Here is a 23,397-nt window from a genome sequence, read left to right as displayed (position 1 = left end):
TAATTAGTTAATACTAATATGTTTACATTCGCTTATCGAAATATTTTAATGCAAACAATTCTATCGCATTGCGCAAACCGATGAATAATACGCCATAAATTAAAACGCGATTCAAAGTAAGGGTTATTTGAATATTAAAAAATAGCAATACCACTTCTCCAACAGCTAAAAATACTATCAATATATAGTTTGAATAATTTGCCGTATTATTAGCTTTGTTCTGGATAAATTGCCAACGTTCATCCTTTTTATAATCAATCTCCTTTTTAGCTTTCCATAGATAAAGGAAAAGAGTAATGATAGTACCAACAATAAGGAAAAATAAAATAGTAGTTTGTTCATTCATTGTTTTCACCCTCCTTGTGTTCAAAAACTTCATTGATTGAAACATTAAAAGCTTCTGCAATTTTGAAAGCTAATTCTAATGAGGGAGTATATTTATACTTCTCAATTGATATAACTGCTTGGCGGGAAATACCTACCTTTTCAGCTAAATCAGCTTGTGTCCAATCACGTTCTGCTCTCAAAACCTTAATTCGATTCCGTATCAAGGTAATACCTCCTTAACAAAATGTAATCATTTGTTTACATTTCCATTGTAATCTACTAATTACATTTTGTCAACAGAAGAATACTTTTCTGGTATGATTTTCCCTGCCACCTTTTAGTTAAATGTGGGCTACTGATATTACTTATCCATTTTGAAGAGAGGTGGTGCATATGAGTAACGATACCTTAATGTTACTATTTATTAATTTCCTTTAAGCAATGGTGTTTCCTTGCCTGAATAGTATATGCATAAAACATGAAGCGCTCTGGTACAAGCAGTATAAAGCAGAAGCCTTTCTTCCTCGCAAATATAATTTTCATCTCCTGCATTATAGATAAGCACCACATCAAATTCCAATCCTTTAGCAAGGTAAGCTGGGATCACCAAGGTATCACTGACATATTCGTCATCATCCTTTATTATTACTTTAACTGGAACCCTATCTTCCAAGAAACTGTATACCTCCTGTGCTTCCTTTGCAGTCCTTGTTATGATTCCAATAGATTGGTAGCCTTTGTCCTTATATATTTTTACATCCTCAATAAGTCTTGCTTTTATAGCTTCTTCATCTGAAAAGCCAAGAAGTAAAGGCTCATCTCCACTTCTTTCTACACATTCATCAGTAATATTCTTATTAAGCAACCTTCTTGAAAACTTAGTGATTTCCATTGTGGATCTGTAGCTTTTGGTTAAATTCATTATGCAGGTGTTATCTTTGGGGAATATATGAGAGATATTATTATAATCTCCTACATTCATAAATGGATTGATAGATTGATTAAGATCACCCAGTATAGTTATATCGGCATGATTAAAAAGCTGATAAAAAATTTCATACTGCAGCGGTGTATAGTCCTGAGCCTCATCAATAATAACGTATTTAATTTCTGAGGTTTTGGGAAGATCCCCCAGTGCGCCTTTTAGATATAGAAGGGGTGGTTGATCCTCATAATTAAGCTTTCCAGCCTTTAGGTTTTCTAATGTATAGCTTTTTATTTCACCAATTTTCTTTCCATCATATTCGGTATTTGAACTACTTAAAAAAAGCTCCAAATTCTCAAATAACTTTTTATAAATATCCAATAAATCAAACTTTGTCATTCTATTGGCTTCATAATAAATATCTTTCAGCTCATCCTTTACCCTAGCTGTACTAAGTTCCTTAATTTCTTCTTCATCTATATAATGGCCTGAATCCCTAAGTTCATCAGCAGTTTCTTCTATATGATGTTTTTCATAAGGCTCTAAAAGGAACAAAATTCTTTCTCTTATCTTTTGAAGTCTTCTCTTCATTGGAAGCTGCGCATAATCTTTAAAAAATAATTCTTCTAACTCCTTTGAGGATATTATTAAATTATCCCTAAAAATTATATCTACAAAATTTCTATTCAATTTTTCAACATAAGCTACATATTTTTTTAATATATCCATAAACTCCATGGAAGACTTGAATTTTATATTTTTCATTCTCTTTTTATATGAAAATTTATTCCTTGAATCAAGGATATATTCCATCATGTCGCAGTAACTTTCCTTCTTAAGCTCACTTCCTAATGCCTTATGCATATATTCCTTAACCGTAGTCTGATACATATTGCCTTCTCCAAGCTGCGGTAATACATTAGAAATATAATCATTGAAAATATCGTTTGGAGAAAATATTATTATATTCTCAGGTGTTATCTTATCTCTATGCTTATATAAGAGATAAGCAATTCTATGAAGAGCAACAGAAGTTTTTCCGCTTCCAGCAGGCCCTTGAACAATTAAATTTTTGTACTCCTCATTACGAATTGCTTTATTCTGCTCTCTTTGAATAGTTGTTACTATTGCCTTCATCTTGCTATCAGCACTCTTACTTAAGATATCTTGTAGTACTTCATCATCTATCTTAAGATTACTGTCAAACATATACTCCATTTTGCCATTATTAATTTTGTATTGTCTTTTCAATGTAAGTTCCCCATTTATGGTTCCTTCAGGGCATTTATAATTTGCTTCTCCAATTTCATAATCATAAAACATGCTGGAAATTGGCGCTCTCCAGTCATATACGAGGAAATCAAAATTATCATCAATAAGATTGGAGATCCCTATATAATATTTTTCAGCCTTTTCATTCCCTTTTTCAACAAAATCCATTCTTGCAAAATAGGGGGACAAAAGCATTCTTTCATATTTTTCCTCAAGCTTTCTAGTAAACTCATGGCTTCTCTTTTGTATTTTCATGGTATTGATAAATTCCATAAAGTCCACAATCTGCTCCAATCCATTAGTTACGGAAACAGAACCTACATCCTGCCACAGCTGTCTTTGTGTCTTTATAGCATCCTTTTTGAACTTTTCCTTAAAATCATGTTTTTCATCAAACTGCTTTTTAACTTCTTTAAGCACCTCCAGCAGCCATTCATTTTCAATTTTCCATTCAAAATCCTTATTTTCCATAATAAACCCCCTTAATAATAAATAATTTGGTAAGATTATTTCTAAAACCTATTGACATTGCTTTTCTAAAGATGTATAATATAATTGAGAAGATATGATATGAATTACATAAAAAGATGATACTTGATTTATAGTATCATTTTTATTTTGTTATGTCAATATTAAAGCCATTTGTTATTAAACAAATGGCTTTTTGTAATGTTGTTTTCCCAAGTTAATTCTAGATAAAATTATGTCATACCTGAAATATTAACATCTTTTCTTATTTCTGTTTTAATTCTATTTTAATTTTTTTATCCATACCATCAACCTTATAAGTAAATCCTAAATATAATTTTTTTATTTTATTAAAATATGGGCTTTGAAAGTCTGCTGTTACATTTTGAACTTCTCCATCATCACCCCATCCGAATCCTCTACATTCATATATATTACCCTTATCATCTTCAAGATAAGGATTCTTTACTGTCCAGTCTTTTGGTACAAAAAAAGTACTATCTACACTCATAGGATATACATTTACATCAGTTATTTTTACTAAATGATTTTCATCTGTGTTATTTGCTTTAACATATTTAATTTCCTTAGCGTTTCTAAATTTATCATCAATCTCCACATTTATCTCCCAATTGCCCTTAATAACCTTAGGAGTCTTATGAAAAACTCTATAGAAATATCCTTTTTTATAATAATGATTTACATCCATAATACTAATATCTGAACATTCCGTGAACTTAATATTAATGTTTTTAGGAATTGCATTTAATTTTGATGTTCCACTAGATGAAAATCTAATTACTTGTTGCCTTATTCTAGAATCTTTAAAGCTTTCTTCATTTATATCCCTTTTGCTAAAACTATTGTAATAAACTATTTCCTGATACATTTTATTCTTATTCTTTTCATCTCTCATAATATCATCAAAATCTCTTCCATCATATAAAACCCTTCCAGTATCATCTGTGATCTCAAGTATTTCTTGATTAAAGTTATCCCATGTGCAACTACTATCAACTTTTGAAGTATATCCTATAATAAGTGAATTTTTATCTATAGAAAGTTGATCAATAGTTACTGTAACACCTTTATCAGAAACTGAATTACGTGATATATTTTTATCTTTAAAAGACCCTTGAACAAAGCCATTTTTTACAGCTGTATTTATTTGTTTGTCATTAAATTTACTAAATAAATTTTCCATTGCTATAGATGCATTGTTTATATATTTGGCAAAGGTAGGTGAAGTATTATTTAATACTACAATTACAGCTAAACTTGCAGCTAACATTCCAGTAGTTTTTAAAATTAATTTTTTATGTCTATTTTTAGCTCTCTTTATTGCTTTTTCTATAATTAGATCTGTTTCAGTTGGCACCTCTATTTCATCAAATTTATTTCCCATTAAAAATTTGTCATCATAATTCAATTTACTATACCCCCATTTCAATTTTCAATTTTTTTACCGCTTTATGAATATGTGTTTTAACTGTACCAATAGGACATTCAAGTATATTTGCTATTTGTAAAACGGTTAAATCGTTAAAATATCTAAGTATTATTACTATCTTTAGTTTTTCTTCTAATTTATCAATAGCCTTGTATAAATCTAATTTGTCTTCTAAATCAGTAGTATCCTTATCCTTTTTACCTAATGTATCAAGATTGATACCAAAGAAAGAAAGCCTTTTTTTATGATTTAAATAATTAATACAATTGTTTATGAGTATTCTCATAAGCCATGTATTAAAATACTTATCTTCTTTAATATTTTTAATTGATATATATGCTTTATAAACAGTTTGATCCAATATTTCTAATGAATCATGCTTATTTTTTGTATAAACATAAGCAGTTTTATACAAAGTATCTTTGTTTACTTTCATGAGTTCACAAAAAGCATTATCATCACCACTTTTTGCACTCTTGACTAATTCCTCAATGCTCATTTACAACCTCCAAATAATTTATAATGTTATAACCGGTAATAACTTTTCATCTATTAGACAGTGAAGTATATGATTTCGTTTTACTTTTTTAAAATTTTTTTAAAAAGCAAAAGATTTCCCGAGAAATATGTCAAAATAAAAGCTTCAGATGAACTAATATTACACCTGAAGCTTTTTCATTACTATTGATTTTTTCACATATTACTCTTTACTTAAATTCAAAGAAATTTTCACCTTTATTATAGATCCATTTTCCATGGTTATTTCCCCTTCATGTTCTTTAATTATCTCACTACATAAATATAACCCAAGTCCCCTGCTATCTTTGGTTACACCATTACTAGATTTTATAAAGGGTTCAAATATATTATTAAATATTTCCTTTGGAATTGGATCACTATTATTCATTACCTCAATATGATATTTATTATCCAACACATAAGAATTAACCTGTATTTCACTTTCTTCAGAGGAATACTTTATTGAATTATCAATTACATTAATCATTACTTGTTTAATTTTATCCTCTTGTACCAGAACTGTTCCTTCACTTATATTTTGTAGTATTTTTAAAGAATACTTATTAGCCTTTATACTCATATCATTACAAATTTGAGTAATAAGTTTTTTCATGTCTACTTCTTTAAATTCTTCCTTTACAACATACATACCCTTTGACACCTCTATAAGTTGCAATACTAACTTATGAAGTCTATCACTTTCTGAATATATTCTTTCAATAGCCCTTTTATCAAATTCTTTATCATTAATCATTCCGCTAATCAATAGTTCAGCATATCCTGATATAGCTGTTAACGGTGTTTTTAATTCATGGGTTACACTATTAAAAAATTCCCTTCTCCCTTTTTCTAGCTTATATACTTTTTCTTTTTCTGATTCAATGGTTTCTATTTGTTCTTTTATCTTATCCCTCATATTTATAAACTCTTTTGCTAATATTGCCACTTCATCTTTTCCATGTTCATCAATTGAAATACTATACTCACCATTTCCTAGCCTTTTTATGGCATCAGTTAATTTACTAATTGGATCAGTAATTTTGGTAGTTCTTAAAAACAAGAATATAAATATAACTATAAATATACCAACTTCTATAATATTTATAATGTTGATAGTTTTTTTGTACATACCATATTCTGAATCATAGCTTTTCACTATACTTATAATTCCTATATACTTATTATCAACATATATAGGATAAGTTAGCATGGCAGTTACTCCATTGTCTTTATACTTTAAATCTACTACTGCCTTACCCTGCATGGCCATTTTACTACTACTTTTTATTATACTTCTAAATTCCTCTTCAACATTTCCTTCTATTAATTTATAATTTATATCTGTTATGTCACATTTACATTGATAATTTAAAGATATATATTTTATTATATAATTTCCTTCTTCCACTAATGATTCTTTCTTATCTTTAGAACTATTAGCTGAAAGCTTGTATCTTATATACTCATGAGTACTGTTCATTACTTGTTTTAAAGAATTATTTATTCCTTTTTCCATATTTGAATTTAAAACATTTGTTATTGCCACATTCATAACTATCAACGAAACTATCAATATAAATGTCAATCCAATTATGAATTTATCCCTTATTTTCATAAAAGCTACCTCATTACGTATCCTATTCCAAACACAGTATCTATAATAGATGCTGCATTCTCCTTATCCAGCTTGCCTCTTAACCTTCTAACATGAACATCCACTGTTCTAAAATCCCCATCATAATCCATTCCCCAAACTTCATCTAAAATCTGTTCTCTTGAAAAAACCTTATTTCTGTTTGTAATAAAAAATTCAAGCAGTTCATATTCCTGAGGTTTAAGTTTAACTTCTTCATTATCCTTAAATACCATTCTTGCTTCTACATTGACTTTAACAAATTTATTTATCTCTATAAATGATTCCTCTGGCTTTTCTTTATACTTATTAACTCTTCTAATGGCCACCTTTACTCTAGTCAGTACCTCTTTTATATTAAATGGTTTAGTAATATAATCGTCAGCTCCTAGTTCTAGTCCTAAAACCTTATCTACAATGTCATTACGTGCTGTTAGCATAATTATTGGAATAGTAAATTTACTATTTATATACCTACATAATTCAAAACCACTTTCATCTGGTAGATTTATATCTAACAATACTAAATCCGGGTTAAAAGTATCTATTATATCCTTTGCATCCTTTGCTAAGAATACACCCTTAACTATATAGCCGTCCGCTCTTAAAGCAGAAACCAAAATATCATTTATAGATACTTCATCTTCAACTACTAAAACCTTAAATTCCATTAAAAATTCTCCTTATCACAACATTAGTCCTTAATTTATATTCTAATGATAATCACTAATTAGTGCAAATTACTCTAACTTAGTTAGTATTGTAGATAGATTTTTCAAGGAATAAATTGTTGCTCTATTTTAACCACCACATTATTTTCTAGATATATATAACACAAAACCCCTCTATATCTAGGTCTATCACCCATATCTACAGTTTTAAACTTTTCATAACTTATCTTCTGTTGGTTTATAGTATCTAAATTAATGATATACCCACAAACAGATATATCTGCATTTGGAGATATTTCATAGGTTTTTAAACTCTTATCTTTGTTTCTAATATAGTAACCATCATGTAATCGTCCATTTACATTCGCCTCATCAAAAAGAGCAGGGTCTGCCCCATCTTTTCTAGCTTCTTTTTCAGCAGTGTCATCATTAGGCCCTTTGTCCATGAAAAATTCTATCTCATCAAAGCTTAAATATCTTTTACCATTGTTCTCATATACTTTACTTATACCCCCTATTTTTTTTGCTTTTTCAACCTTTGTTACTTTTAAATTTAGTTCAGCAATTCTATCATACTGCTCTATTTTACCTTCATATTTTATATTCCCTACTTTGCTTGTATCCACAGTATTTTTATTCCAAACAACATTGACTTCTTTGTCTTCATTATTTATCTTTGCTTTGATTTTATTTGGCAGCTTATATTCATCATTTAAAGATACAGATGCAGATAATTTAGTAACTTCAAATTTTGATTTTATATCCTTTAATAGCTCTTCCATATTTTCAGTATCAACACTGTTACTTATAGCTAATTTTATAATATAATAAGCATCATCTATCCTTTGTTTCTCCATATATCTATTTTTTATTTCTATATATGCTCCCTTATTAGATTTATCCATAGAAATTGCTTTTTCAAAACTACTTTTAGCATCATCATATTTTCCTTTATTTAAGAAATCGATCCCATCCTCAATTAATTTTTTTGTTTCATTTTCTTGCATAGTTACTTCTTTCTTTACATCATCTGTTAATACACTCTTTTTCTCCTTATTCCCACAGGCTGAAGCACTTAACATAACTGTTAATGTTAATAATAAAAGTATTACTTTCTTTCTCATGTCTTACCACTCCTTATATTTAGTATACCTAAATATTACCACTATGATTTTGCCAAAATTAACGAACTTATTGCCATCTTGTTAACAAACACAAATTTTTTCAAAAACACACTTACTTATGATGTTGTTGGCTATACTATCTTCAAGTAAGGTTTTTCTCCATAACAAAATTTCTTAACATTTGTCCTTTTCTTTTGCATTAACTGAATGAACTGTATTATAAAACAATTCAATGATTTCCTCACAATCTTCTGATCTATACATTCTTATATTAATTTTAATCCCCTCCAACGTTTTGTAATTCATTAATATTTTTATTTTTTAACTTAAATTTTCCCATATAACTATTAAAATTATAACTTATTTATAACAAGGTTTGCCTATTCATAATTATAGTACAACATCCAAAAGAAAAAGATGCTACATCACTTAAAGATTAGCACCTTTTATACACTCCTTCTTATACCTACATGCTTTACTAACTGTATTATTAATTCTTCATTCTTAGTATTGTATACTAATTGACCTGGTTTACAATTTATAAATTCTTTTCTTGCTTCTTTTCCATCAGAAATTACTTTAATAACTGCAACATCATTTACATATTCTTTATTTCCTTTTATATGAGATTCTAATATTTGAAATTTTACAAATTGATTAGGATACAATTCTCTTACTTCTTTCCATTTCATACCTCTATCTCCAATATACATAATTATGATATAATATCCAAGTTACAATATAGAAATTCCGTAGTAGGATGGCTACGGGGGTTTTGAACGTTTTATCCTCCTGGGCTATTGGTGAATTACTTCACTTATAGTCAGGGAGTGGTATTGGATATGCTAGAATTGATTATAAAAAGTTTTACTACTATTTATATTATTAGATTAGTTTTAGAACATAATCTTTTTATTTCTAAGTTAATTATCAAGATTAAATTTCTTGGTATTCATATAGAACTTAATGGCAAAGAGAAAAAGCATCCATCCGACCAAGAATAGTGCTTTAATCTCTTAAATTCATATAATATACTTTAATAAAGTAGATATATATTATTTTATATTGATTTCATAGTATTTATACAATTCACTTATATCTGAACTAGACAATATATCTACGCATTTTTTAATATGTTTTTCTTCCCAATCCCACCATTTTATTTTAAGTAACATATCTATCTTTTCTTTATCAAATCTTTCTTTTATATGTTTTGCAGGACTTCCTCCTACAACAGTATACGGTTCTACATTTTTTGTAACTACTGACCTAGCTGCAATTATTGCCCCATCTCCAATTGTAATTCCTGGCATAATCATTGCTTCTGTACCAATCCATACGTCATTGCCTATAATTGTATCTCCTTTAGGCTTATATGAATCTAGCAACTTATCTTTAAATGGATATACAGTTATCCAGTTAGGATTATGATTGTGATTTCCTCCCATCATAAATACTACTCCGCTAGCAATACAACAATATTTACCTATTTTTATTCTATCTAAAGTCCATCCATAATCTTCTATGGGGTTATACATTTCTTTTGATTTTTCATCTCCCCATATATATCTCACACAAATATCTTCAAAATCTCCACCTGCATAATATCCTGAATAATATGTGTATTCTCCTACTTCAATTAAGGGATTTTTTATTGAGTCCTTTAAATATTTTATTTCTGTCCAATGATTAAATTTATTATTCATCTTGTCCTCCTAAGTTTTTGTTTTTAAATATCCCTTAACTTAGGTCACACTGCTACATTCTTAAACTTTTTAATTCTTTTTGCCACTCTAAGATACTTCCTTTATTTTTTTATATTTCTTTAAGATTATAAAACAAATCCTTTCCTAATTATAGCATACTTCTCAATATATAATATTATAAATTTCAATGATTGGAACAAAACATATTTTACTACTACATTTCAAAAATAGTAAAAACCTCATTTTCTTATGATACGATTCACATATACATAATTATAGTACAATATGCAAATAAAAATATGTTTCCCAAAAGAAAAAGATGCTCAACGTCCTTATTTGATTATATTTACAAATTAACTAAAACTTGACTTTTGCAAACAATCACTATACAATAAACTTACGAACGATCGTAAGGAGATGTTTGGATGACTATTACACAAATAAAAAAAGCTGCATTATTAAACTTCACCGAGAAAGGGTACGATGGCACTTCACTTTCTGATATTGCTGAAGAAGTTGGGATTAAAAAACAATCAATTTATTCTCATTTCAAAAATAAAGATGAATTGTTTCTTACAGTGATGGATGAAGTTATTAGTGAGGAAATGAATTTTTTACACAATTTTTTTGCTCATTACAAACCTGACTTAAAGAGCTATTTAGAAGATTTTATTTTAGAATTCAAAGAACGATATGTAAACAATGAGGAATATAATATGAAATTTGTGTTGCGTATGTCTTATATGCCTCCATTTCATTTGAAAGAAAAAGTTATTAAAAATTTTAAGTTGTATTTTTTAGAACTTGAAAACTTACTAAATGAATTATTTTTAAGCACAAAAGTTTCTTCAGATAAGGTGAGCAAAGCTACTCTTTCTTTTATGACCTTGTTAGATGGTCTATTAGTAGCATTAATATACGGTGGCATTGAAAGATTTAATGAAAAATTTCAAGCTTCTTGGGAAATATATTGGAATGGTTTATTAAATGACTAAATTATTAGAAATTTAATTTATTAAAATATAGGAGGGTATATGAGAGAAAATAAAATTTCTGAAAAATATACTTATATTATTTTAATATTTACACTTATTTCAATTATCACCTGTGTTATATTTGGAACATTTCTATTTTACAGTTTCCTTTCAAGTATAGTTGTTGCTTCATTCTTATTTATAAAAAGTGGATTTTCCATAACTGAAATTTTTAATATGATAAAGAAAGGTTTTTATGAATATAAATCACTGTTCATTTTAATGGCGTTAATTGGTGCTATGATTTCTATATGGATGGCTTCAGGAGTTGTACCAACTATGTTATACTATGGACTTAAATATATGCAGGGAACGAACTTTCTATTTGCAGCTTTTGTTCTCACCTCCATAGTTTCAGTATTTATGGGCACAGCATTTGGAACTATTAGCAGTATAGGAATCGCATTATTAGGATTGTCAAAAATATTTGGAATTCCCAACCATATTCTTTTAGGTGCTATAGTTTCAGGAGCCTTTATTGCAGATAAGATTTCCCCAATATCAAGTCTTTTTAATCTTACACTCCAAACTGTAAAAATAAGTTACAAAGAAGCTTTCATGTCCCTACTAAAAACTTTACTTCCAGCTTATTTTGTATCAGCATTACTATATTATTTTATAGGAAAAAAATATAGTATAGTTGTCGTAAATTCTAATATAGATAACCTTATCTCAGCTATTAATGGAAACTTTATTGTTTCACCATTATTATTACTTTTACCTTTAAGCATTATAATTATGTGCCTTTTAGGAATGAATATGGTGAAATCAGTATCTTTAGCATTAATTTTCGGAATAATTATTTCAATTGGTTTACAGAAAACAAATTTTAATGATATTATTATTGCCATATTTACTGGTTACAAAGTAAACACCAATTCTGTTGACTTAAACACAATACTAGTTAGTGGTGGTATGATATCTATGATATCCGTATTGCTTATAATAGCAGGTGCAATCAGCCTAAGTAGCATGTTTCAAGAAACAGGACTTATAATACCCATAATTGAAAAAATAACAGTAAAAATTAAGTCAAAGGAAGAACTTATTTTAAAAACTGGATTCATAAGTGGTGTATTAACAGCTATCAGTGATCAAAGTGTTGGTATAATACTGCCTGGAAAGCTTTTAAAGGACAAGTATAAAGAATTAGGAATTGAAAATACCACTTTGGCTAGAGCTATAACAGATACTGGAATAATTATTGCTCCTCTTATTCCATGGAATGTAAATTCATTATTTATTTTTATAACAACTGGTATTCCAACTTCAGCATATGCACCTTTTGCAGTGTTATGCTATCTGTTACCCATAATTACATTTATTTTGCCTTATCTGCATAAAAACTTATGAATTTAATCCTTTCTTTATCTTACTGATGTTGTTTCCTAGAAAATATATCAAAATAAAAGCTTCAGTGGGAGTAAAAACTTCCCTGAAGCCAAAAACTCTATTTATTTTTTACTTATTATTCTTACAACACTTTTCATGAATATAATTCTTATATCCTAGTGAATAAAATCCTTGGGATAACTCTTATGTTCCATTATTCCATATTCCAACATTAGCTCCTGCGCTAAATATTTAACTCCCCTACAATGCAAATCTCCTACACCCTCACTAATTAATTCATAGGTTTCAGAGGTATAAAATAAATCCATACTTTCTTCTAATCCCTTACCAGTTTCTTTTGAAAATTCAAGTATTATATTTTTATATAAAGACTGTAGTAATATTTTATTCGCTTTCATATCTACACTTCCTTACATTCTTCATATTTTAAATAATTATTAATTATCTCTTGATTAATAATGCAAATTTGATGGTTTGGCTTATAGTATTGTAATCTTTTAAGAGCTTCATCTTTCCCAATTAAATTATCTTTATACAACTCTATTGTATTATATACTCTATCATCAGCTATTCCACCTATAATCATATCATATTTCAAATAAATATTACTTCCTTCTCTGCACTGTAATATAAAATCTAACCATTCTATATCATAACTTAAAAATTCTTTCACTGTATAATCTTCTTTAACTTTATCTATTAATAAAATGTAACTATTTAAATAGCCTTTTTTCCCTCTTTTCTTAAACTTACTTGTCCAATTAATTGCCTGTTCCTCAATACCAGTTACATAAAAACCTTTACCAAAATCTAAAGCATCCCTTGAAAAAGACACATTAGGAGTATCAACTAAACAATAAGAACCATGGTATACTATCATTTTAATGCTCCTCTCTCTTTCAATACCTCTATCAAATCCTCTACTATATAATGCTTACTTTGTGAATGTAATGGTTCGTAACAAGGGATAATATAACTTTTCAAAATATCTGTATCTATATTAATTAATTTATATATTTCCTTTGCACTCATTCCCAATTGTTCTGCTAAACTTTCGATACAAAAGATAGTAAATTCTAATATCTTTTCATCCATAATAACCACCTCATCCAATATTCATATTAATATTATACCCTATGATTTAATTATGTTACATAATATAATACTAATATTCTAAAATATTGCCCATATATGGGTTATTTTCAATATGTTCACAAACCCTGGTAAAGCGTGGCTGAGCCTGCTAATAACTTGCAATTTAAATTTTAACATTATATTGTTTTAAGGTTAGTTTTTTATATGAATTCTTTAACTAAACTTGACAAATTTACTGGAATTATATTAAAATAAAGTGACAACTTACTTAATAGTTGTAAGTTGTCAGATGTACTTAAGATAATATTTTAGAAATAAAAAATTTTTATATGCGTTTTTAAGGCGTCTTTAAAGGGAGTGAAAATAGTAATGGAAAATTTGCAAACCATACAATTTAACAGAAGAGACTATTTAAAAAATGTAAAAAATATAGTTGTAAAGGTTGGTTCTTCTACATTAACTCATGAAAATGGACTTTTAAATATGTTTAATATTGAACGTTTGGTACGCCAGCTATCAGATCTACATAACAGAGGATATAATATAATTTTAGTGTCTTCCGGTGCTATAGGAGTAGGTATGGGTAAACTTGGGTTATCAGAAAAACCTGAGGATATCGCCAAAAGACATGCTGCCGCTGCTATAGGACAAGGTACACTTATGTATATATATAGAAAAATATTTGGTGAGCATGGGAAAACTGTTGGGCAAATACTTTTAACTAAAGAGGATATAGAAAATGAAGTTAGAAGGTATAATGCTGCAAACACTTTAAAGGAGCTTTTAAATAAAAGAGTTATACCTATAGTAAATGAACATGATGCTATAGTAATGGAAGAAACTAAAGTTGGTGATAATGATACTGTTTCAGCTTTTGTATCTGAATTAGTAAAAGCTGATTTGTTAATTTTAATGTCTGATATTGAAGGGCTATATAATTGTGATCCAAGAAATAATGATAACGCTAAATTAATAGATTTTGTTGAAGAAATAACAGAAGATATTGTATCTTGTGCTGGTGGAGCAGGGTCTAGTCTTGGAACTGGTGGCATGGCTACAAAAATAAAGGCAGCAAAAATGGTTACTTCAGCCGGAATACCAATGTTAATAGTAAATGGACAAGAAAATGAAGTTTTACAAAAGATAGTACAAGGCGAAACAGTGGGTACATGGTTTAATATAGCTCAATAATTTTAAGGGATACCATCCATTGTTAATAGATACAAAAAGCTTCAGATAAAACATTTTGTCATCCAAAGTTTTTATCTCTCACTTATCCTTTTTTCAACATTCTCCATTCATTGTTGCAAATAGTAACTAAACTTGCTAATATAAAAAATGAATTATAAAAGTTTAATTTTAGTAAACGGGAGAGAAACATGAAAAAGAAAGCAGTATTTTTCGATATTGATGGTACTTTATATAATAATAATATAGGCATTCCAGAAAGTACAATACAAGGAATTATAGAATTGAAAAAGAATGGTCATCTTGCTTTTATAGCAACCGGAAGAGCAAGGGCTATGATTCCACAAAAATTATTAGATTTAGGATTTGATGGAGTACTTGCTGCATGTGGCACCTATGTAGAATATAAGAATACCTTGATTTATAATATTAATTTATCAAAAGCTATCTCAAATAAGGCAATAAACACCTTAAAAAAATATGATATTTTCTGCATTTTAGAAGGGCCAGATTATCTATATATGGATGAAGGGGAAGATTTTAAAGGAGATAAATTTTCGGTACAAGCCTTTAAAAATCAATTTGGTAATAAAATAAAGCCTATTACAGGAATAGATCATTATTTTAATAAAATTACTTGTAAAATAAAAGAAACAAACAATTTTGAAGCTGCATATAAAATCATTGAAAAAGATTTTGATTGTATTTATCACAGTTCAAATTTTATTGAATTAGTGCCAAAGGGATTTTCTAAAGTAAAAGGAATAGAAGCCATAATGAAACATTTATCTATAGATATTAATGATACATATGCATTTGGTGATAGTTTAAATGATATTGATATGCTTAGCTATGTTAAATATGGAATCGCCATGGGAAATAGCAATTTAGAAGTCCTTAAAACAGCAAATTATAAGACAGATTCTATTGAAAATGATGGTATCTATAAAGGATTAAAACATTTTAACTTAATATAAAAATATTCTATATTCGCCTGATATTATATTTAAGCCCTTCAATTCATTATTTATAAATATCTGAAACTGTCTATACAATATAGATATCCATCTGACAAATTCTTAGTAAATATTAGTGCCATTGGCCCTCTAGGGGCGTTCCATAATATAATAAAATTGAGCACCTACATAAGTAAGTGCTCAATTTTATTTATTTAATATCTTATTTTTCTCATTAATAAATTCTTCTTGTGTTAATATTCCCTCATCTAATAAACCTTTTAGTTTTATTAATTCGTCTGCTACGGATATTTTATTGTTTTGGTTTTCATCTCTAGACTTTTGGGTAATTATAGATAACATTGAAAGTATCTCTTGAGCCAAAGAATAAGATTCTTTATACCTAAATGAATCAGACTTTGCTGCCGTATCCATTAAGTTTATATAAACAATTGGATTATCAGTTTGATTAACAGTTATTTTAATTCTTAAGCTATTAATTACTGATTTAGTTATAACTCTACCACTTACTCTGTCAATTCTTGTTACATTATTACCATCTTCTAAAAGTTGATATTCTACAATATCATCAAAACTATATATCTTAGGCTCAACTTTATTTAATATAGGTCCATCTGGTATAAGCCATAATCTTTTTTGCTCATCAAATTCTATATATTTTCCTATTTTCTTAGTAGTTGTAAAATTAGCAAGTAAATTTTTATAATTTTTATTGTTTTCTATTTCAATTAATATTTCTTCCCTTGTTGTATGTTTATTTATTTTCACTTGAAATCTAATGCTACATAAATGTAAACACTCCTTACAAACAAATCCATTAGCTATCTTTTTTTTTTCCACCCTCACTATCACATATACAACAAATTTCATTCCTAAAGAAAAGCCCCATATGCCCACCTCCATCAAGCTACTCCAATTATAGCAAACAATGTATTTTATTGCAATATTACCCCCTTATTTTACTTTTATCCATAGACTTCTTTTCACCTTCCATATGCAAATCTATAGAAGTATAAATAAATCTAATTGCACAAACATCTTTAGTCTTGCATAAAAGTTCACCCATCTTAATCAAAAAGTCCCTCAAATATAAAATCTGAGGGACATACAATACTCTTCAATATTTAATTAAAAATCTTCAAGACCTTTAAAATTAGACTATTTCTTTACTCAAACGGATATTTTTGAACTAACATCATAATTCATTTTCATAACACAACTGTCCGCAAGCAGCACTAATTTCAGAACCAAATTGTGTTCTAACAGTTACACTAATACCAGCTTTCTTTAATGTACTGCAAAATTGCTTAATAGTACTTGAAGATTGAAATTTAAAAGTTGTTTTGTCCGTAGAATTATACGGTATCAAATCAATGTGATATAAATGATCCCATGAACCACGATTTTTCAATAACCCTATAACTGCCTCTGCATGTTCTTTGGAATCATTAATTCCTTTAAGCATAATATAAGCAATAAATACTCGTCGTCCCGTATGAATGATATGTTCATCTAATGTCTTCATTACCTCATTCAATGGAAATCTTTTATTTATAGGCATTAAGTCACTTCGTTGACTTTCAAATGGTGAATGAAGTGAAAAAGCCAGATTCACTTGTGGAAATTCTTTGGTCAATCTTTGAATTCCTGGTATAATGCCAATTGTTGAAATAGTAATTTTTCGTTGACTTAGCCCAAATAAATTTTCATCAGTTAAAATTTTTACTGCATCAAATAACTCCGGATTTGCAAAAGCCTCACCCATTCCCATAAATGAAATGCTATTCAATCTATGGTCATTAAAATAGAAATAAAGTAATTGATCAGTTATCTCATCAGCAGTAAGATTACGTTTAAATCCAGCACTTCCCGTTGCACAAAAACGACATCCAAAACCACAACCACATTGGGAAGAAATACAAAACGATTCCCACCCCTGTTTATACTTTAGTCTAACAGCTTCTATTCTTTCTCCATCAGTCAATTCAAATAATAATTTTTGAGCTTGTTTAGAATCTTGTGAAAAAACAGGTATTACACTAAATACATTCTTTCCAAACTCATTTACTAAAGCTACCCTTAACGCTTTTGGTAGTATATGCATATCATCAAAATTATCTATTCTTTGATGAAAAATAGCTTTTGTAAGCTGCTCGTATCTATAATCAGGTAATTTTAGGTTTGATATTATCTGTTTTATTCTTCCATATTTCGTTTTAATTTGTTTCATGTCGGCTTCCTCCTCACTATTAATAGTTAGGAAGCAAAGCCAGTATAATTAGCGACTTATATTACTCCATGCAAGCGTCGCTCAAAACATCTGGCTTTGCATGGAGCCTATTGTGTGTTACTTTTATATTCTCATTAAACATATTAATTGCCATTTCTACCTTTATAATTTTATTATTTTTGTTGCAACATTTTCACAAAATGCACTATCATGCTCAACAAACAAAATTGTAAGCTCATGTTCAATTAACAATTTCTCAATCTGCATACGAGAAATGACATCAATAAAATTCAATGGTTCATCCCAAATATACAAATGTGCCCGTTCACACAAACTTTTGGCAAGCAATACCTTTTTCTTCTGTCCTCCACTAAAATCCTCGATATTCTTTTCAAACTGTTCCCTTGAAAAATCAAGTTTTCTAAGCATGGATTTAAATAAACTCTCGTCAATACAGTGTTTATCTGCATACTCAGATAAGTTACCATGTAAATCTGAAGTATCTTGTGAAACATAGGAAATTATTAACTTATTATTCTTTCTTACAATTCCACTATGGGGGATGTCTTCTCCATAAATTAATTTCAATATACTTGATTTTCCGCTGCCATTCTTTCCTTGAATAGCAATTCTTTCACCTTGCTCTATAATGAAGTTTACTCCTTTACAGATAGCTCTATCACCATACTCAATTGCAACATCTGTAAGTTCTACAAGCTTTTTATCATGGAAAGTAAGTGATACTATTTTTAAACTTTCATTAGATTCAATATTTTTAAGAAGCTTTGATTTTTCCTCAATCATGCTTTGCTGTCTAGCTTCTATATTTTTAGCACGCTTCATCATTTTTGCAGCTTTATGTCCAACATATCCTTTATCTAATTTGCTCCCAGAATTAGTAGTTCCATGCTTGCTGCTTTCAACACTATCTGACCATGTAGATGTACGTTTTGCCGAGCTGGAAAGTCTGCTAATATCCTTTTTCAATTTTTCGTTTTCTGCTAGCTCAAAACCATCTTGTAATTCTTTGTTTCTCCACCATGAAGAAAAATCACCTTTTTGTATTTCAATATTAGTTTTATTAATAGATAAGATATGGTCAACACAATTATCCAAAAAAGACCTATCATGTGAAATCAGAATAAATCCTTTCTTTTTTTTCAAGTAATTACTTAGTTTCTGCCTAGCTTCAGCATCCAAATGATTGGTAGGCTCATCAATAAGTAAGAAGGAGTTCTCCTTCAAAAACATAGCAGCCAACAATGCTTTGGTCTGCTCTCCTTTAGATAGTGTGTAAAACTGTCTATATAAAGCATCGTAGTCCATATCTAACAAAGATAATTCTTTTATTATTTCCCAATCCATTGAATTTGGACTAATCTCCCTTATGACATCTAGGGTAAAATTGCTTTGTTCCTGCACCTCATAAGGAAAATATTCAAAAGTCACATCAGCTGAAATGTTTCCATTATATTCGTATTTCCCAAGCAAAAGATTTAGAAAAGTAGTTTTTCCTCTTCCATTTCTTCCAGTAAAGCCTAATTTCCAATCCGTATCAATTTGAAAACTTACATTTTCAAAAATATTATCATAGCTACCTTCATAAGCAAAGGTTAAGTTCGTAACATTTATTAAAGACATATTTTTGTCCTCCTCTGTATTTAATAGTAAAAATAACAAAGTCGGAACAATAGGCGATCTTGTTATTACTCCATATAAGTGTCGCCTGCAGTATCCAACTCTATATGGAGATTATCATGTGTTAGCAAAGTATCTTTATTTATCATAATATTATTTATCCTCCTTATTCCAATTATTTATAAAAAAATAAGAGCCGCAAGAATTAATTATTCTTACAGCTCATAGATATACGTAGTTAAGCTAATCATTAGCATAATACAAGTGTATATATTAAGAGAAAAAAGAATAACTTTCTTGCATAAGTACAACAAAACAAACAGAACGCACCTGTTTATCTTTGTATTAAATGTACTTTAAAAATTAGCAAGAAAAATTAATCATTTTTTCACCTCAAATTTCAAATTTTTTTATCATTATACTATTATGCGTAGAAAAAGTCAATAAGGAGTAAATCAAGAAAGTCTATTTCTTCTCTATCTTCACAACACACTCTACATGTAATGTTGATTGAACCGCTGAACGTAGTTGTTAGTTTCACAAGACGCACAAATTGCGGTTGGAGTAGTGCCTAAAATTAAGGATTTCTATATAATTTTTCGTTTTAGCAATACGCAAATCTCCACATAGGTTTTGGTAAAAAGATAATACTTTGTTTACAAAGTTATGGTTACTTCATTGCCATCCGCTGATGTGACTTCCACCAATTTTAGACCTCTGTAACCCTTCAGATATTTTATGCTCTTAGCAAGCTCATTAAAATCTATGCAGTCAATTATGTCCCTTTGCTGCTGATTAAGATTCTTTCCAGATTTCTTTATAGCATAGGAAGCTATTCGACATCCTAAACTTGCAATACTTAAAGGTAGGGGAATAAAAAATTTCTTACCATTTTTTTCTCTTATATAAATTCTCATTGCAATGATTCCCTTCCACATTCCTTTTCTGCACAGAAGAATTATTACTACTTGTGCCTTCAATTCTGTTATTCAACAATAATCTCAACGTTGTCCCCTTTTTCACTTTTCACATCTACAATCTTACCGTCCAGTCCGTCACTTACAGCCTGAAGAATAGCCTGAATGTCTATATCCTCCATGCCCTCTATCCCTTCTACCTTAGGTATTCTCTTAATGGCACCCCCTATGGTTCTTATAAACTTAACGGGTATATTTATATTTACGTTGTCTCCATTTTGTGAATTAACTCTAATCTTTAGCATTTTATCTGAATTAGTTACTGTAGGAACATTATTTTTAGAAGCATTTAACACCTCTATAAGTTCTCCCGCTTTCTGCGCATCAATTTTTCCCTCTTCTAGCATGTTTAATACTTTCATAATCTCGTCATTCATTTAATACAACTCCTTTAAACCTATTTTTTTAATAAATTTAATGCTTGTTCTGCTGTAATTTCTCCTTTTTCAAGTTTATCAATTACTTCAGAACTATTATCTGCTTTCTCCCTAATAGGTGCATACCCCAATGAAACAACTAAATCTTCAATTTTGCTTCGAACCGTAGGATAAGATATTCCAAGTTCCTTTTCAACGTCTTTAATATTGCCTCTACATTTTATGAAAACTTCTGCAAAGTTTAGTTGCTCCATAGTGAGGTAAGAAAACTTAGAAAGTTCAAAGTCATTTTCAATAACAGTATTACATTTTTTGCATTTTAATTTTGTAACTGTAAGCTTGGAATTACATACAGGACATTGAGTTAATATTCTATAAGCCATACGAATCACTCTCCATAATTGTATTATACTACTAATATTTATATTTTCAATACTTTAATTAATTTATTTTATATCTTTTTATTTATTAATTAATTATTTTAATTTATATATTAATTATTTCAATCCACTTATTGATTTTTTTATTTATCTATTGTTGATTATAATTAAAAATAAAAATACCCTCAAATAGTTTGAGGGAACATAAAACACAAAAAAGGCTAGATTTCTCTAACCCTTTGATTTCAGCCTATTTCTTCTCTATTAATGCTACACACTCCACATGCCCCATGTTGGAAAATATATTGAATCACTCATCATTTATAAAGAACAAATTAAAGCACATGCATCTCCCCCTAACTTACAGGATCAGACACATGTGCTTTTTATTATTTCATTGACTGGATAATTCTATCATACAGGGAATCCATTGAATGTTAGAAATCTGTTTATCTCTTACTTATTCTTTTTAAAACATTTTTTATGAATATAGTTTTCATATCCTTCAGCTCTACAAATTTCCTCTCTCGCATATATTAACTCTTTGCAGAAGTCACAGATATTATTAAATACTACAGTTTTTAATGAATTTGGAGCAGCTTTAGGTTTTCTATTCTCCATATCCTAATATGCTATCTACTAACCTTCAATGTATTTTAAATTTATTTAAATACATCCTATGTTAAGGTTTAACGAATTAAAGACAAGAGTATTGATATGGTATTTTGATTTAAATACATCCTATGTTAAGGTTTAACCACTGTAAAATCAACATTCCTTAAAATTAACAATAGCACATAACCATTGGAAACTCAAGTTTTGTTTGAAAATTTACCAGGTGACTTTATAAAATACAATTTCTCATAGAAAACACTATACAAACCACTGGCATCATTAACTTTAAGCTACTTTTATTTTGCAATTGACTTGGTAAAATTAATAATCTGCCATTTATCCGATGACTACGCGCTCTAATACTCCCATCGCACTCTGTGAAAGCGATTCACACCAAATCAAAGATTTGGGTTCTCTGCTTTTCTTTAAAGTGGGAGTAAAGAGTGGCTACGTCCCTGGATAACGATTTCTCCTAAAGGATAACGACTTCTAAGGAGTAAAACTCCTAAGAATCCTGTTAATAAAGCTTCAGTGGGAATAAAAACTCCTTCTGAAGCCAAGAACTCTGTTTATAAAAAGTAGCAGACTTCTTAATAAAATCTTTATTCACTCTCAACTCTTCATTCTCAACTTTCAATTGCTTCAAAATACATCCCATGTTAAAGTTTCACATGGTTTCAAAACCACATCTAACTACTTTATAATATTTAAATACATCCTATGTTAAGGTTTAACTCACTTACACGTGGCATAAATTTAAACTTCATCTTTATTTAAATACATCTTATGTTAAGGTTTAACAATTAAGGCTGTTTTATTTAATACTAAAGCAGATCAATTTAAATACATCTTATGTTAAGGTTTAACTTTTTTAAAATTGTTTCCTATAGTTTCAAGCCTTATTTAAATACATCTTATGTTAAGGTTTAACTAATTAAAATTAAAAAGGGAAGATTTAAAGGTGCATTTAAATACATCTTATGTTAAGGTTTAACCACCGTAAAATCAACATTCCTCAAAATTAACAATATCATATAACATTGCAAACTCAAGGTTTGTCAAAATATTTACCAGATGATTTTATAAAATACAATTTTTCATAGAAAACCCTATGCAAACCACTGGTATCATTAACTGTAATCCACTTTCACTTTGCAATTCACTTGGAAAAATCAAAGTACAATACTTAACAAATAAGACATAACAAGTAAGCCTTTTCCTATGAAAAAGCTGAAATCTTCATTCACTCTCAATTCTCAATTTTCAACTCTCAATTGCTTAAAAATACATCTCATGTTATTGTTAAACAAACTTATTATCCAGAGTATAACACATTTATTTACAGATTTAAATACATCTCATGTTATTGTTAAACTAAGCTCCTGAAGTTAAATGAGTCCCTACCATATGTATTTAAATACATCTCATGTTATTGTTA

At 28.8% G+C, this 23,397-nt stretch carries 26 protein-coding genes and 1 CRISPR repeat array; of the genes, 5 read left to right on the top strand and 21 right to left on the bottom strand.

The window, feature by feature from the left end:
* Window positions 1–22: 22 nt before the first annotated feature.
* From T514_RS0119890 to T514_RS0119845, 9 genes are all read right to left on the bottom strand, one after another.
* Entirely contained in the window at window positions 23–346 is a 324-nt protein-coding gene (locus tag T514_RS0119890; RefSeq protein WP_027626337.1) for a hypothetical protein, read from the bottom strand.
* The gene (locus tag T514_RS0119885) at window positions 339–551 is read right to left on the bottom strand and encodes a helix-turn-helix transcriptional regulator (RefSeq protein ID WP_027626336.1); all 213 of its coding nucleotides are present in this window, start codon (window positions 549–551) and stop codon (window positions 339–341) included. Before T514_RS0119885 ends, T514_RS0119890 begins: the two co-directional genes overlap by 8 nt.
* A gap of 200 nt (window positions 552–751) precedes the next feature.
* Window positions 752–2,995 (bottom strand): RNA polymerase recycling motor HelD, encoded by a 2,244-nt coding sequence (gene helD, locus T514_RS0119880; RefSeq protein WP_027626335.1) that lies wholly within the window; start codon window positions 2,993–2,995, stop codon window positions 752–754.
* 262 nt (window positions 2,996–3,257) lie between these two features.
* Window positions 3,258–4,421, bottom strand: coding sequence for a DUF4179 domain-containing protein (locus T514_RS27440; RefSeq protein ID WP_027626334.1), 1,164 nt, complete (start codon window positions 4,419–4,421; stop codon window positions 3,258–3,260).
* A gap of 4 nt (window positions 4,422–4,425) precedes the next feature.
* Window positions 4,426–4,941 carry a sigma-70 family RNA polymerase sigma factor gene (locus tag T514_RS0119870; protein ID WP_027626333.1) on the bottom strand — a complete coding sequence of 172 codons (516 nt, stop codon included), beginning with the start codon at window positions 4,939–4,941 and terminating at the stop codon, window positions 4,426–4,428.
* Window positions 4,942–5,142: 201 nt separating this feature from the next.
* Window positions 5,143–6,576 carry a HAMP domain-containing sensor histidine kinase gene (locus T514_RS0119865; protein WP_027626332.1) on the bottom strand — a complete coding sequence of 478 codons (1,434 nt, stop codon included), beginning with the start codon at window positions 6,574–6,576 and terminating at the stop codon, window positions 5,143–5,145.
* Window positions 6,577–6,581: 5 nt separating this feature from the next.
* On the bottom strand, window positions 6,582–7,265 hold the full coding sequence (locus T514_RS0119860; protein ID WP_027626331.1) for a response regulator transcription factor: 684 nt from the start codon (window positions 7,263–7,265) through the stop codon (window positions 6,582–6,584).
* A gap of 104 nt (window positions 7,266–7,369) precedes the next feature.
* A complete protein-coding gene (locus T514_RS0119855; protein WP_027626330.1) occupies window positions 7,370–8,389 on the bottom strand; it encodes a tetratricopeptide repeat protein in 1,020 nt (339 codons plus the stop codon).
* A gap of 446 nt (window positions 8,390–8,835) precedes the next feature.
* Complete coding sequence (locus tag T514_RS0119845; RefSeq protein ID WP_027626329.1) at window positions 8,836–9,081, bottom strand: hypothetical protein; 246 nt, start codon at window positions 9,079–9,081, stop codon at window positions 8,836–8,838.
* A 150-nt stretch (window positions 9,082–9,231) separates the two neighbouring features.
* Between T514_RS0119845 and T514_RS26785 the strand changes: the two genes are divergently transcribed.
* Window positions 9,232–9,393 (top strand): hypothetical protein, encoded by a 162-nt coding sequence (locus tag T514_RS26785; RefSeq protein WP_169735836.1) that lies wholly within the window; start codon window positions 9,232–9,234, stop codon window positions 9,391–9,393.
* 51 nt (window positions 9,394–9,444) lie between these two features.
* On the opposite strand, the gene T514_RS0119835 is transcribed toward T514_RS26785, so the two are convergent.
* On the bottom strand, window positions 9,445–10,095 hold the full coding sequence (locus T514_RS0119835; protein WP_027626327.1) for a CatB-related O-acetyltransferase: 651 nt from the start codon (window positions 10,093–10,095) through the stop codon (window positions 9,445–9,447).
* Window positions 10,096–10,520: 425 nt separating this feature from the next.
* On the opposite strand from T514_RS0119835, the gene T514_RS0119830 reads away from it, so the two are divergent.
* Window positions 10,521–11,090: a TetR/AcrR family transcriptional regulator gene (locus T514_RS0119830; protein WP_027626326.1), complete on the top strand. Its 570-nt coding sequence runs from the start codon at window positions 10,521–10,523 to the stop codon at window positions 11,088–11,090.
* Window positions 11,091–11,129: 39 nt separating this feature from the next.
* Entirely contained in the window at window positions 11,130–12,482 is a 1,353-nt protein-coding gene (locus T514_RS0119825) for a Na+/H+ antiporter NhaC family protein (RefSeq protein ID WP_027626325.1), read from the top strand.
* A 155-nt stretch (window positions 12,483–12,637) separates the two neighbouring features.
* On the opposite strand, the gene T514_RS0119820 is transcribed toward T514_RS0119825, so the two are convergent.
* Genes T514_RS0119820 through T514_RS0119810 form a run of 3 tightly spaced genes read right to left on the bottom strand, consistent with a single transcriptional unit; the run spans window position 12,638 to window position 13,577 of the window.
* Window positions 12,638–12,880: a hypothetical protein gene (locus T514_RS0119820; RefSeq protein WP_027626324.1), complete on the bottom strand. Its 243-nt coding sequence runs from the start codon at window positions 12,878–12,880 to the stop codon at window positions 12,638–12,640.
* Between the two features lie 2 nt (window positions 12,881–12,882).
* Window positions 12,883–13,362, bottom strand: coding sequence for a DUF3990 domain-containing protein (locus tag T514_RS0119815; protein ID WP_027626323.1), 480 nt, complete (start codon window positions 13,360–13,362; stop codon window positions 12,883–12,885).
* Window positions 13,359–13,577: a DUF3791 domain-containing protein gene (locus T514_RS0119810; RefSeq protein ID WP_027626322.1), complete on the bottom strand. Its 219-nt coding sequence runs from the start codon at window positions 13,575–13,577 to the stop codon at window positions 13,359–13,361. Before T514_RS0119810 ends, T514_RS0119815 begins: the two co-directional genes overlap by 4 nt.
* A gap of 369 nt (window positions 13,578–13,946) precedes the next feature.
* On the opposite strand from T514_RS0119810, the gene proB reads away from it, so the two are divergent.
* Window positions 13,947–14,768 (top strand): glutamate 5-kinase, encoded by an 822-nt coding sequence (proB, locus tag T514_RS0119805; protein ID WP_027626321.1) that lies wholly within the window; start codon window positions 13,947–13,949, stop codon window positions 14,766–14,768.
* Window positions 14,769–14,956: 188 nt separating this feature from the next.
* Window positions 14,957–15,742 (top strand): Cof-type HAD-IIB family hydrolase, encoded by a 786-nt coding sequence (locus T514_RS0119800; RefSeq protein ID WP_027626320.1) that lies wholly within the window; start codon window positions 14,957–14,959, stop codon window positions 15,740–15,742.
* Between the two features lie 186 nt (window positions 15,743–15,928).
* On the opposite strand, the gene T514_RS25110 is transcribed toward T514_RS0119800, so the two are convergent.
* The 8 genes from T514_RS25110 to T514_RS26780 form a co-directional block, all read right to left on the bottom strand.
* Window positions 15,929–16,612, bottom strand: a complete 684-nt coding sequence (locus T514_RS25110) for an SHOCT domain-containing protein (protein ID WP_242850638.1) — start codon at window positions 16,610–16,612, stop codon at window positions 15,929–15,931.
* A 76-nt stretch (window positions 16,613–16,688) separates the two neighbouring features.
* Window positions 16,689–16,817, bottom strand: coding sequence for a hypothetical protein (locus tag T514_RS27605; RefSeq protein ID WP_278246543.1), 129 nt, complete (start codon window positions 16,815–16,817; stop codon window positions 16,689–16,691).
* Between the two features lie 120 nt (window positions 16,818–16,937).
* Window positions 16,938–17,972, bottom strand: coding sequence for a Cfr family 23S rRNA (adenine(2503)-C(8))-methyltransferase (locus T514_RS0119785; RefSeq protein ID WP_027626319.1), 1,035 nt, complete (start codon window positions 17,970–17,972; stop codon window positions 16,938–16,940).
* Between the two features lie 162 nt (window positions 17,973–18,134).
* The gene (locus T514_RS0119780; protein WP_027626318.1) at window positions 18,135–19,613 is read right to left on the bottom strand and encodes an Lsa family ABC-F type ribosomal protection protein; all 1,479 of its coding nucleotides are present in this window, start codon (window positions 19,611–19,613) and stop codon (window positions 18,135–18,137) included.
* Window positions 19,614–20,266: 653 nt separating this feature from the next.
* The gene (locus T514_RS0119770; protein WP_051542198.1) at window positions 20,267–20,590 is read right to left on the bottom strand and encodes a hypothetical protein; all 324 of its coding nucleotides are present in this window, start codon (window positions 20,588–20,590) and stop codon (window positions 20,267–20,269) included.
* Window positions 20,591–20,595: 5 nt separating this feature from the next.
* On the bottom strand, window positions 20,596–20,964 hold the full coding sequence (locus T514_RS0119765; RefSeq protein WP_027626316.1) for an SHOCT-like domain-containing protein: 369 nt from the start codon (window positions 20,962–20,964) through the stop codon (window positions 20,596–20,598).
* 20 nt (window positions 20,965–20,984) lie between these two features.
* Window positions 20,985–21,347: a DUF2089 domain-containing protein gene (locus tag T514_RS0119760; RefSeq protein WP_027626315.1), complete on the bottom strand. Its 363-nt coding sequence runs from the start codon at window positions 21,345–21,347 to the stop codon at window positions 20,985–20,987.
* 453 nt (window positions 21,348–21,800) lie between these two features.
* Complete coding sequence (locus tag T514_RS26780; protein WP_156940020.1) at window positions 21,801–21,965, bottom strand: hypothetical protein; 165 nt, start codon at window positions 21,963–21,965, stop codon at window positions 21,801–21,803.
* 698 nt (window positions 21,966–22,663) lie between these two features.
* A CRISPR array of direct repeats spans window positions 22,664–22,954; the repeat unit is 30 nt; unit sequence ATTTAAATACATCTTATGTTAAGGTTTAAC.
* Window positions 22,955–23,397 lie beyond the last annotated feature (443 nt).

Origin of the sequence: Clostridium lundense DSM 17049, from assembly GCF_000619945.1 — a bacterium.
Lineage (GTDB): Bacteria > Bacillota > Clostridia > Clostridiales > Clostridiaceae > Clostridium_AO > Clostridium_AO lundense.
This window is presented reverse-complemented; position numbering and strand designations above follow the sequence as displayed.